Source organism: Pseudomonas sp. P4_B4 (assembly GCF_056402255.1).
Window position 1 is genome coordinate 1 of the sequence record NZ_JBFUHS010000062.1, and the last position, 11,688, is coordinate 11,688.

General features: G+C 60.2%; 7 protein-coding genes. 6 read left to right on the forward strand and 1 reads right to left on the reverse strand.

The window, feature by feature from the left end:
* A partial coding sequence (locus tag AC1DVE_RS30645; protein ID WP_477784422.1) for a lipase family protein occupies window positions 1-1,771 on the reverse strand: 1,771 nt, incomplete at its 3' end.
* 978 nt (window positions 1,772-2,749) lie between these two features.
* On the opposite strand from AC1DVE_RS30645, the gene AC1DVE_RS30650 reads away from it, so the two are divergent.
* The 6 genes from AC1DVE_RS30650 to AC1DVE_RS30675 all read left to right on the forward strand — a co-directional run bounded on the left by AC1DVE_RS30650 (window position 2,750) and on the right by AC1DVE_RS30675 (window position 11,328).
* The gene (locus AC1DVE_RS30650; RefSeq protein ID WP_223537321.1) at window positions 2,750-3,910 is read left to right on the forward strand and encodes an efflux RND transporter periplasmic adaptor subunit; all 1,161 of its coding nucleotides are present in this window, start codon (window positions 2,750-2,752) and stop codon (window positions 3,908-3,910) included.
* On the forward strand, window positions 3,907-7,020 hold the full coding sequence (locus AC1DVE_RS30655; RefSeq protein ID WP_223537318.1) for a multidrug efflux RND transporter permease subunit: 3,114 nt from the start codon (window positions 3,907-3,909) through the stop codon (window positions 7,018-7,020). The genes AC1DVE_RS30650 and AC1DVE_RS30655 overlap by 4 nt, the downstream gene beginning before the upstream one ends.
* A 9-nt stretch (window positions 7,021-7,029) precedes the next feature.
* On the forward strand, window positions 7,030-7,707 hold the full coding sequence (locus AC1DVE_RS30660; protein WP_056726212.1) for a heavy metal response regulator transcription factor: 678 nt from the start codon (window positions 7,030-7,032) through the stop codon (window positions 7,705-7,707).
* Window positions 7,697-9,061 carry a heavy metal sensor histidine kinase gene (locus tag AC1DVE_RS30665; RefSeq protein ID WP_223459801.1) on the forward strand — a complete coding sequence of 455 codons (1,365 nt, stop codon included), beginning with the start codon at window positions 7,697-7,699 and terminating at the stop codon, window positions 9,059-9,061. The genes AC1DVE_RS30660 and AC1DVE_RS30665 overlap by 11 nt, the downstream gene beginning before the upstream one ends.
* 286 nt (window positions 9,062-9,347) lie before the next feature.
* Complete coding sequence (locus AC1DVE_RS30670) at window positions 9,348-9,578, forward strand: hypothetical protein (RefSeq protein WP_223459802.1); 231 nt, start codon at window positions 9,348-9,350, stop codon at window positions 9,576-9,578.
* 247 nt (window positions 9,579-9,825) lie between these two features.
* A complete protein-coding gene (locus AC1DVE_RS30675; protein WP_223537312.1) occupies window positions 9,826-11,328 on the forward strand; it encodes a sensor domain-containing diguanylate cyclase in 1,503 nt (500 codons plus the stop codon).
* Window positions 11,329-11,688: the final 360 nt, after the last annotated feature.

Here is an 11,688-nt window from a genome sequence, read left to right on the forward strand (position 1 = left end):
CATAGATGTACGGCTGGTAATTGCTCATGAAGTGATTGCCGAGACCCACGAATCGGCCGGCCTTGGGATTGCTGAAGGGCGGGAAAAACCTCGCCCGACTCTCGGCGGTCAACGAGGTGGTGAGGCGCTGCTGCGCCTGCTCGGCCTGCTGGTCGTCGTCGGGGCTCAGGCTCGGTACCAGGTAAAACTTGACCTTTTCCGACAGGCGATAGGCGATGGTGGTGTTGTAAGGCGCGCCGAGCCCGTCCTTGTTGCGGTAGGCGGGGTACGGCGAGCCTCGCCGAAGGGTGTGCTGTTCGGCCTTGAAAAACATGGCGATTTCGCCGTGGTGACAGAAGGGATCGCCATGGCGGAACAACTGGCTTGCCGACAACTGCAGCATCGACCAGGCAAACCCCAAGGTGGTACCGAGGGGGCCATAGAGTTTATACAGATGATTGTCCAGCTCGGCTTCGGGCGGCACGCTGGGGATCGGGTCGATGTCGTTGACGTGACGGAAATGCACGATCTCGCTGAGACCCTGTACCGCCTTGAGGGTGAAGGTGCGTGGCATGCCGTAGGTGTATAGCAGTGGATTTCGCTCTTTCAGCGATGCGGCATGGACCAGACCGAGGGCGCCGCCCAGGCTGTGGCCGCAAATAAACAACCTCTTACCTTCGATAGCTTCAGGAATCGTCTTGCCAAACTCCTCGGCATAACTCCTACAGGCCAAATCGAACGCATCGCGAAAGCCCAAATGCACACTACCTTCTGATGTCAGATCGGCACAGGGCACCTTGGGCTCGCACAAGGCCTGCACTTCAGGTTTTACCGGGCGGAAAGTCGCATCAGTACCTAGATCGGACGCCCCCTCGGTACCCCGCCAAGCCACGAGCACCTGGGTGGCATTGATGGCATAAAACAGTTGGGTGTCGCCCTCTGGTGGTCGGACCTGAGTGGTGTCCAACGCTTCAGCGATGGTGTAGCGATCGCTAAAGGGAACATCGGTGACCACGCACGGCAATTTCTGACCGCTGTCCAGAATTATGGGTGTACGCGATAAGTCCAAACATTGCCGCTCGAAGAACTCCTTCACGGAACCCAATGCATTCTCGGGCCGCGTGCTGTACGCCAAAATACTCATCAGCGCCAGGTTGTATGCATTGACCAGGCTGTACTCCGCCTGGTGATGCAAGGTCAGTGACCAGGCGTGCAGCGGACAGACTTCCAGCACATGCCGACGATCGAGTTGATCGTCGCCGATGGTAAACCCGCCAAACTTTGGGTCCGGAAAATGGTAGGCCGGGGGCTGCCTGAGATCGGCCAACGGTGGATCGAAGGCAGGTAGTCGATCGCACAAGTGGCCGATGCGCAGGTAGTGATAGCCATGTCCGGCTGCGACCGCCTGCTGTTCGATAGGCGAGAAACCCGAACGCTGCGGACCATACAGCGGCGTGCGATCAGCGAAGCCGGGGCGCGCGGGTTCAGCTCGCTCGGCACGCAGGCGACGATTTTGCAGTTGTTCGGCCAAGGACTCGGCGTCTATCAACAGGGTGATGGCCAGCGGGTGCAGGCTGTCAAGGCGGATCACCCCCTCGGCATCGGTGCGGCCCGTGTACTGCGCAATGAAGTCGACACGGGTCGCCTCGTTCAGCGCGCGATAGGACAGGTTCGCCAGTGGCTCGCCCTGTTCATCGAGCAACTGGAACTCGATCCAGTGCTTGATCTGTTTGCCGCAAATCACAGCTTTGCACGAGCCCAGTGTGTCCGTACGGTGCAACCTATCGTTCATGTCAGTCCCTTTACGTGAGTGTTGATCGACCGGTTGGCCCTGGCGATTGTCGCCATGCCAGTCCGGTACCTCGACGAAGCCCGGATTGGGCTCGTGCTCAAGCGCAGGAGAGCTTTCAGGAACCTGACTGACTTAGAAATAGGAAGCTTCTGAGGGGCGCGTAGGAATCGTCCGGAATGGGACTATTTGACCCGGATTAGAAATGTCTCAAGCGGGGGAAGCATGCAGTGTTCGGCTTGAGTTTATTGCGAGTGCATGAATGCCTTCGCTGGTAAGCCAGCTCCTGCCGGAGCACGTATGCGCTTGAGATCAGGTCGGCTGGGCAATGTCGCCATTTAGCGCGGTAGTAGTGCCCCATGCCGATCAAACTGTGGGAGCTGGCTTGCCAGCGATGGCGTCGGGTCAGTCACCATTGAAGTTGGATGGACTGCCGTCATCGCGAGCAAGCTCGCTCCCACAGAAGAGCAAAAACAGATCGGCGTACACCCGTTGCTTCTCACCACTCATCAGGCCGAGCGTTAGCTCGCCTGCAGCTCTTGATCTTGATCCACCCGCCCCCTCGGGAGGCTGAGCGGAGGCGTTCATCCGGGGATTGGCGCGCAGCGCCGTTCGACGCAGTCGAACTCATTGCATGTAGGTCGAAGCGAAGCCGACCGGAGGGCAATGCCCCCGGATGAATGTCGGAGCGAAGGAACGCCGAGCCCCAGCGAGGGGCCGGACGTTCGGGGCGAGACCTTTTGGTTCCTTTTGGGGCGTTTGCCAAAAGGGACTCGCCGTAAGGGCGAAACCGCCAGCCGCCGTTACCGAAAAAACGGATATGTACACGGTCAACCAAGAACATGGTCGGCCCAGAGGCCGCCAAGTCCCACAAACTGACAGCGCTGTCAGTTAGCAGTCACCCTCCTGACCAGCAAACAGGTTTATAAAGGAAACTACCTTACCCACCTACCGACCACCCAGCCCCGGCGCCCCACTCGCATGCGAATCCAGAAAAAACCCGCCCTGCTCGTCGCCCTTCTGATCGTCCTGGCAGCGCTGGGCCTGTGGTACGCCAACAAACCGGCCAAGGCCAAACTCGCCACCCCCAGCGCCATCCCCGTGCGCGTGGTCGCCGTCGCCGAAAAAGACGTGCCGCGCTACGTCAGTGGCATCGGTTCGGTGCTGTCCCTGCACAGCGTAGTGGTCCGCCCGCAAATCGACGGCATTCTCACCAAAATCATGGTCAAGGAAGGCCAACTGGTGAAAAAAGACGACCTGCTGGCCACCATCGACGACCGCTCGATCCGCGCCAGCCTTGACCAGGCCCGGGCTCAACTCGGCGAAAGCCAGGCGCAGCTGCAAGTGGCGCTGGTCAACCTTAAACGCTACAAACTGCTGAGCGTTGACGACGGCGTTTCCAAGCAGACCTACGACCAGCAACAAGCGCTGGTGAACCAACTCAAAGCCACCGCCCAAGGCAATCAGGCTTCAATCGACGCAGCTCAGGTACAACTTTCCTACACACAGATTCGTTCCCCAGCAACCGGTCGTGTCGGCATTCGCACCGTGGACGAAGGCAACTTCCTGCGCATGACCGACACCCAGGGCCTGTTCACGGTGACCCAGATCGACCCAATCGCTGTGGAGTTCTCCCTGCCGCAGCAAATGCTGCCGACCCTGCAAGGCCTGATCAACGACCCACAGCACGCCCGGGTCAAGGCCTACATCGGTGCCGACACCGACGGCGAAACCGGCAACCTGCTCGGCGAAGGTCACCTGACCTTGATCGACAACCAGATCAACGCCAACACCGGCACTATCCGCGCCAAGGCCGAATTCGACAACGACGCACAGAAGCTCTGGCCGGGCCTGCTGGTGACGGTAAAGATTCAGACAGCCCTGGATAAAGATGCGCTGGTGGTGCCGCCGACAGTCGTACAACGCGGCCTCGACCAGCACTTCGTGTACCGGGTCAATGGGGACAAGGTCGAAGTCGTGCAGGTGCAGATGGTCTATCAAGGCAGCGGCCAGGACATCATCAAGGGTGTGAAGCCGGGTGATGTACTGGTCAGCGATGGTCAGTCGCGGCTCAAGCCCGGCGCTACTGTGCAAGTGCTGACCGAGCCGCCTCAAGTGGTGCGATCGGAGGCGGCGCAATGAAGGGCCATGGTTCGGTTTCAGCCTGGTGCATCGACCACCCGGTGGCCACGGTCCTGCTGACGTTCGCCCTGGTGCTGCTGGGTGTCATCGCGTTTCCGCGCCTGCCGGTAGCGCCGTTGCCGGAGGCAGAATTCCCGACCATCCAGGTGGCCGCGCAACTTCCCGGCGCCAGCCCGGAAACCATGGCTTCCTCGGTGGCCACGCCCCTTGAAGTGCAATTCAGTGCCATTCCCGGCGTAACCCAGATGACCTCGAGCAGTGCACTGGGCTCGACCAACCTGACCCTGCAATTCACCCTCGACAAAAGCATCGACACCGCCGCCCAGGAAGTGCAGGCGGCGATCAATACTGCCGCGGGCAAACTGCCCAAGGACATGCCGAACCTGCCGACCTGGCGCAAGGTCAACCCGGCCGACAGCCCGGTGCTGATCCTCAGCGTCAACTCCTCGCTGATGCCAGGCCCTGAGCTCAGCGACCTGACGGAAACCCTGTTGTCCCGTCAGCTCAGTCAGGTCGACGGTGTAGGCCAGGTCGTCATCACCGGTCAGCAGCGTCCGGCGATTCGCGTCCAGGTGTCCGCCGACAAACTCGCCGCCATTGGCCTGACCCTCGCGGACATTCGCCTGGCGATCCAGCAGACCAGCCTCAACCTGGCCAAGGGTGCGCTGTACGGGGAGTCGAGCATCTCGACCCTGTCCACCAACGACCAGTTGTTCCACCCGGAGGACTACAGCCAGCTAATTGTTTCCTACAAGGACGGTGCACCGGTTCATCTGCGCGATGTCGCCAAAGTCGTCAACGGTTCGGAAGATGCCTACATCCAGGCTTGGGCGGGCTCGCAACCGGGGGTCAACCTGGTGATCTTCCGCCAACCAGGCGCCAACATCGTCGAGACCGTGGACCGCATCCAGGCCGCCTTGCCGGCACTGGAAGCGATGCTCCCCGCCTCGGTGCAGGTCAAGACGCTGATCGACCGCACCCAGACCATCCGTGCCTCGCTGCATGAAGTGGAAATCACCCTGCTGATTGCAATCATGTTGGTGGTGGCGGTGATGGCGCTGTTCCTGCGCCAACTGTCGGCCACGCTGATCGTGTCGGCAGTGCTCGGCGTGTCACTGATCGCCAGTTTCGCGCTGATGTATGTGATGGGCTTCAGCCTGAACAACCTCACGCTGGTAGCGATCGTGGTCGCCGTGGGATTTGTGGTCGACGATGCGATCGTGGTGGTGGAGAACATTCACCGCCATCTGGAGGCCGGCGACGGCATGCGCGAGGCGGCGATCAAGGGCGCTGGCGAGATCGGCTTCACGGTGGTGTCGATCAGTTTCTCGCTGGTGGCAGCGTTCATTCCGCTGCTGTTCATGGGTGGTGTGGTCGGGCGACTGTTCAAGGAGTTCGCCCTGACCGCCACCTCCACTATTTTGATTTCGGTAGTGGTTTCGCTGACATTGGCGCCAACGCTGGCAGCGCTGTTCATGCGGGCACCGGTGCATCACGCTCATAGCAAACCGGGCTTTGGTGAACGTCTGCTGGCGTGGTACGAAAAAGGCCTGCGCCGCGCCCTCGCCCACCAGAAAATGATGATCGGCGTGTTCGGCCTGTCGCTGGGGTTGGCGGTCGCCGGTTACATCTTTATCCCTAAAGGTTTCTTCCCGATCCAGGACACTGGCTTCGTCCTCGGTACCACCGAAGCGGCTGCGGATATTTCCTACGGCGACATGGTGAAAAAACACCTGGCGATGGCCGAAATCGTTGCCGCCGACCCCGCTGTCGAAACCTTCTCGCACTCAGTCGGCGTCTCGGGCAGCAACCAGACCATTGCCAACGGCCGCTTCTGGATCACCCTGAAAAAACGCGGGGATCGCGACGTCTCGGCCAGCCAGTTCATCGACCGGATTCGCCCGCAACTGATGAAAGTCCCGGGCATCGTCCTGTATCTGCGTGCAGGGCAAGACATCAACCTCAGCTCAGGCCCGAGCCGCGCCCAGTACCAATACGTGCTCAAGAGCAACGACGGCGGCACACTCAGTACCTGGACCCAGCGCCTGACGGAAAAACTGCGCGCCAACCCGGCCTTCCGCGACATTTCCAACGACCTGCAACTGGGCGGCAGCATCACCCACATCAGCATCGACCGCAGCGCCGCCGCACGTTTCGGCCTCACCGCCAGCGACGTCGACGAAGCCCTGTACGATGCCTTCGGCCAGCGCCAGATCAATGAATTCCAGACCCAGGTCAACCAGTACAACGTGATCCTGGAACTGGATACCAAGCAACGCGGCAAGGCCGAAAGCCTCAACTATTTCTACCTGCGCTCGCCCCTGAGCGGGGAAATGGTGCCGTTGTCGGCCCTGGCCAGGTTCGATGCGCCGACCATTGGCCCGCTGTCCATCGCCCATGACGGCATGTTCCCCGCCGCCAACCTGTCGTTCAACCTGGCCCCCGGCGTGGCGTTGGGCGATGCGGTGATCATGCTTAACCAGGCCAAGGCCGACATCGGCATGCCGACTGCCATCAGCGGTAATTTCCAGGGCGCGGCCCAGGCGTTCCAGAGTTCGCTGGCCAGCCAGCCGTGGCTGATCCTGGCAGCGCTGTTGGCGGTGTACATCATTCTCGGCGTGCTCTACGAGAGCTTCGTGCACCCGCTGACGATCATTTCGACTTTGCCTTCGGCGGGCCTCGGTGCGGTGATCATGCTGTGGATTTGCGGCCAGGACTTTTCGATCATGGCCTTGATCGGGCTGGTGTTGTTGATCGGTATCGTCAAGAAAAACGGCATCCTGATGATCGACTTCGCCCTCGAAGCGCAGCGCAATGGCGGACTGTCGCCTGAAGAGGCGATCTTCAAGGCCTGTATCACGCGGTTCCGGCCGATCATCATGACCACCCTCGCCGCCCTTCTTGGCGCCTTGCCACTGATGCTTGGCTACGGCACCGGTGCCGAGTTGCGTCAGCCCCTGGGGATCGCCGTCGTCGGCGGTTTGCTGGTGAGCCAGGCGCTGACGCTGTTCACCACGCCGGTCATATACTTGTGGCTTGAGCGGCTATTCCATCGACACTCACTCCCACCAGCGTCAGCACCGGATCCAGTGCTGACGACCACAGACTGAGGCGGGGTCATGCGCGTTCTGATTATCGAAGACGAAGAAAAAACCGCGGACTATCTGCACCGCGGCCTGACGGAACAGGGTTTCACCGTGGATCTGGCCCGCGATGGTGTGGAAGGCCTGCACCTGGCACTGGAAAGCGACTACGCGGTGATCGTCCTCGACGTGATGCTGCCGGGCCTCGACGGCTTCGGTGTGTTGCGCGCCCTGCGTGCGCGCAAGCAAACCCCGGTGATCATGCTCACCGCCCGCGAGCGTGTGGAAGATCGCATCAAGGGCCTGCGTGAAGGCGCCGATGACTATCTGGGCAAACCGTTTTCCTTCCTTGAACTGGTGGCACGCCTGCAAGCGCTGACCCGGCGCAGCGGCGGTCACGAACCGGTGCAAGTGAGCATCGCCGACCTGTGGATAGATTTGATCAGCCGCAAGGCCACCCGCGCCGGTACACGTCTGGACCTGACCGCCAAGGAGTTCTCGCTGCTCAGCGTACTAGCCCGGCGCCAGGGCGAAATCCTCTCGAAAACCGCCATCGCCGAAATGGTCTGGGACATCAATTTCGACAGCGACGCCAACGTCGTCGAAGTCGCGATCAAACGCCTGCGGGCCAAGCTCGACGGGCCGTTTGAAGAGAAACTGCTGCACACCATTCGCGGCATGGGTTATGTGCTGGAGAGCCGTGGTGTCCAGTAATTCCATTGCCTTGCGTCTGAGCGGGATGTTCACGCTGGTGGCGCTTCTGGTGTTCCTGTTGATCGGCTGGGCGCTGTACCAACAGGTCGACAAAGGCCTGGGCCTGTTGCCCGAAGCCGAACTGGATGCGCGCTACAGCGTGCTCGAATCCACGGTCGGTCGTTACGGCACGCCCGAGCATTGGGTGAAGATCAACAACAAGCTCAACCTGCTGAGTGAAGAAGACAAGCGCATCAGTTTCTGGATCATCAGTGGCGATCCACACTACGAATACGGCAACCCGACACCACAGATCCGCGCCTTTTCCCAAGGGCCGCTGGGCACGCGCGACATGCATCTGCCGGATCATCCGTATCCGCTGAAAGTGCTGGTCAGCGAATTCCCGGCCAAGGACCAGCGCCCAGCGCTGCGCTTCATGATCGCCATCGACACCGAAACGTTTTTCCATACCCAGCATCACCTGCTGGTCGCGCTGATCAGCCTGGCGATTGTCGGTGTGCTGCTGGCCTCGGCACTGGGTTATTGGGTGGCGCGGATCGGGCTCAAGCCGCTAATCAAACTGTCCCAGGAAGCCCAGCGCCTGGCCCCGCCGTTGCGCTCCGGGCGCTTGCGATTGTCACCGTTGCCGCCGGAGCTTGATCAATTCGTCAGTTCATTCAACTCGACTCTGGAGCGGGTCGAGCAGGCCTACTCGCGCCTTGAATCGTTCAATGCCGACGTCGCCCACGAACTGCGCTCGCCACTGACCAACCTGATCGGCCAGACCCAGGTCGCGTTGACCCGCGGGCGCTCCGCCGAACATTACTTCGAAGTGCTGCAATCGAACCTCGAAGAGCTTGAGCGACTGCGTTCGATCATCAACGACATGCTGTTCCTCGCCAGCGCCGATCAGGGTAGCAAGGCGACCAAACTGACATCCACGTCACTGGCGGAGGAAGTGGCCACGACCCTGGAATATCTGGATTTCATTCTCGAAGACGCTCAGGTCCAGGTTGAGGTCAGTGGTGACGCGCAAGTAAGGATCGAGATCGCCCATCTTCGCCGGGCGTTGATCAACTTGTTGAATAACGCGGTGCAGCACACCGCGCCCGGGCAGGTGATTCAAGTGCGGATCGAAGCCCAGGAGCATCAAGTCAGCATCGGCGTCGCCAACCCCGGCTCGCCGATTGCCAGTGAGCATCTGCCGCGCCTGTTCGAACGCTTCTACCGGGTCGATGCGTCGCGCAGCAACAGCGGCCACAATCACGGCTTGGGGCTGGCCATCGTCAAGGCGATTGCGTTGATGCATGGCGGCGATGTGTTCGTGCGCAGTGATCATGGGATGAATACGTTCGGCATACATCTTCCCATCTGAGTTTCGTCAATTCCCTGTGGCGAGGGGGCTTGCCCCCGTTGGGCTGCGCAGCGGCCCCAAGATATACAGCCACGATTTACCTGATACACCTTGCATACCGGATTTACGACGGCTTCGCCGCCGAACGGGGGCAAGCCCCCTCGCCACAGGGAATATGTGCTCGCGCCTATCGATCTTTGCTTTTGCTGTAACAGTCCTTTCATGAATCCGCTCTTTTTCCCCTCGCCTCATATCCTTATCTTTGCCTGCACCAAACAGCACTTGCAAAGCAAAGAAGGTTTTAAAGATGTCCAACAGTATGGGTATTGCCAGCGCTTTCGTTTTGTCCTCTTTTTTCCTGTCGCCGATGGCGATGGTGATGGCGGAAGAATCGCAGACTTTCGTCGCGCATAGCGCCGCACGCGCTGCGACGTTCGAAGAGCATCAGATCGAGATGACAGCCAAGGCTGTGCAAGACGCCCAAGCCCCGCAAGCATCCAGCAGCAAGGCCCAGTCACGGGCCGAGAAAGACAGCTGATCTGCACCGATCACTCTCGTTTCCCCCGACACTTTTCATCGGCTCTTCCCTTTGAAAAGTTGTCTTCAAAGCCGCTGCTGTCAGCGGCTTTTTTTATAGTGACGACTCGACCTTCTTTGCAATTTCTGCAACGAAAGTCACTGACGCCCACACTATTGATCAATCGCTCGAGCAACAGGAACGATTCACTCGGCTGCTGCGTTTATGCAACTACGCTTACAGCGTCCCTTTAGCAGACGTCAGCCCTATGACCGCAAGCCGCACCGCACATTTTCAAGGCCCCTCCGGGCGACCCGAGATCATGGTGATCTTGGGCAGCACCCTGACAGTCATCTCGATCCTGTGCATCGTCACTTTCCTGCTGATCCGCGAACACGCCAACGCCCAGCAGACTGCCACACGCAGCGCGACCACCATCGCGCAACTGATCGATGCCGATGTCCTGCGCACGGTCGAGCTCTATGACTTGACCTTGCAGGGCCTGATTGCCGCCGCCCAACGGGACGACCTGAAACAGGTTTCGCCGCAGATCCGTCATCTGGTGCTGTTCGACCGCTCTACCACCGCGCGCTACAAGGGCGACATCCTGCTGCTGGACAAGCACGGCGACGTGCTGGCCGACTCATCATTGATCGAACCGAAACCGGGCAATTTCGCTGACCGCGATTATTTCCTGGCCCATGTCTTCAATCGCAATACCGGCATGTATATCAGCCGACCGTTCAAGCCGCGCTGCGACTGCGATGACAGCGACGAATGGCGCATCAGTTTCAGCCGGCGCATTTCTTCGCCCACGGGTGAGTTTCTGGGGGTTGCGGTAGCCTCGATGCGCATGAGCTACTTCGACCAACTGTTCAACAGCCTCGAAATCGGCTCCGGCAGTACGCTGGGCATCATCAACGACGACGGGATTCTCCTGGCGCAGAAGCCGTACCGTGAACAAAACGCCATCGGCAAAAGCTTCTCCAACCGCCCCAACGTCGTACGCATGCTGCGCGAGCGCAGTGGCACCTTTGAAAGCGTGTCGAGTGTCGACCAGCAACGGCGCCTGTACACCTTTTCCCGGGTCGGCAATCTACCGCTGACCGTCATCGTGGCCCTTTCCATCGATGAAGTGTTTGCCACCTGGAACCGCACCGTCTATGTGATCAGCGGTGCTACCGGGGTTTTGTGCATCGGCCTGTTGTGGCTGTCCTGGCTGCTCTGCCGCGAGCTGCGACTGCGCCAATATGCCGAGCAGGAATTGGCGCAACTGGCGGCCACCGATGCCTTGACCGGCGTGGCCAACCGTCGATCCCTTGATCAGACCCTGCGCCATGAATGGTTTCGCGCGCAGCGCAGTGGCAAGCCGTTGTCGTTGCTGATGATCGATGCCGATCACTTCAAGGCCTTCAATGACCGGCACGGGCATCAGGCCGGCGACGAAGCCTTGCGGGCATTGGCCGAGGTCATCCGCGCCAATGTCCACCGCCCGGCGGACCTGGTGGCTCGCTATGGTGGCGAAGAGTTTTCAGTGGTCCTGGCCGAAACTGGCAGTGAAGGCGCGCAGCAGATCGCCGAACATATCCGGGAGGCAGTGCAAAAACTGCCACTGGTGGACGCCGGTGAGCCGCCGATGAGCGTGAGTATCGGCATTGCCACCTGGACAGCGGCCAGCGATATCAACCTGGAGCAATTGCTGTTCAGTGCGGACAAGGCGTTGTATCAGGCCAAGGAAGGGGGGCGTAACCGGGTTGTTTGTGCCGAATAGGATTTTCATTGGATGGGCGGACGCCATCGCGAGCAAGCTCGCACAGGGGAATGCAATCCACTGTGTGCGAGCTTGCTCGCGATGAGGTCAGCCCAGGCACTACAAACTTCGGAATCGGCATAGGGGACGGCCTTCATAGGCCGTACCCCTGCCACACCACCCGGCATGCGGGTCCGCACCGGGCGGTTCGAGAGATTGAGGTTATGAGAGGCGCACCAGTCCCAGCCTGTCAAACCACGCTAGATCCAACACTCGATTCAGCTCAAATCGGCTGTTACGCCACCAGCTATACGAGTTGGCCGCCACTTTCCGGGCCGTTTGGCTGCTGGCTCCCAGCGCCCTCAGTTCGCGGTAGATCGT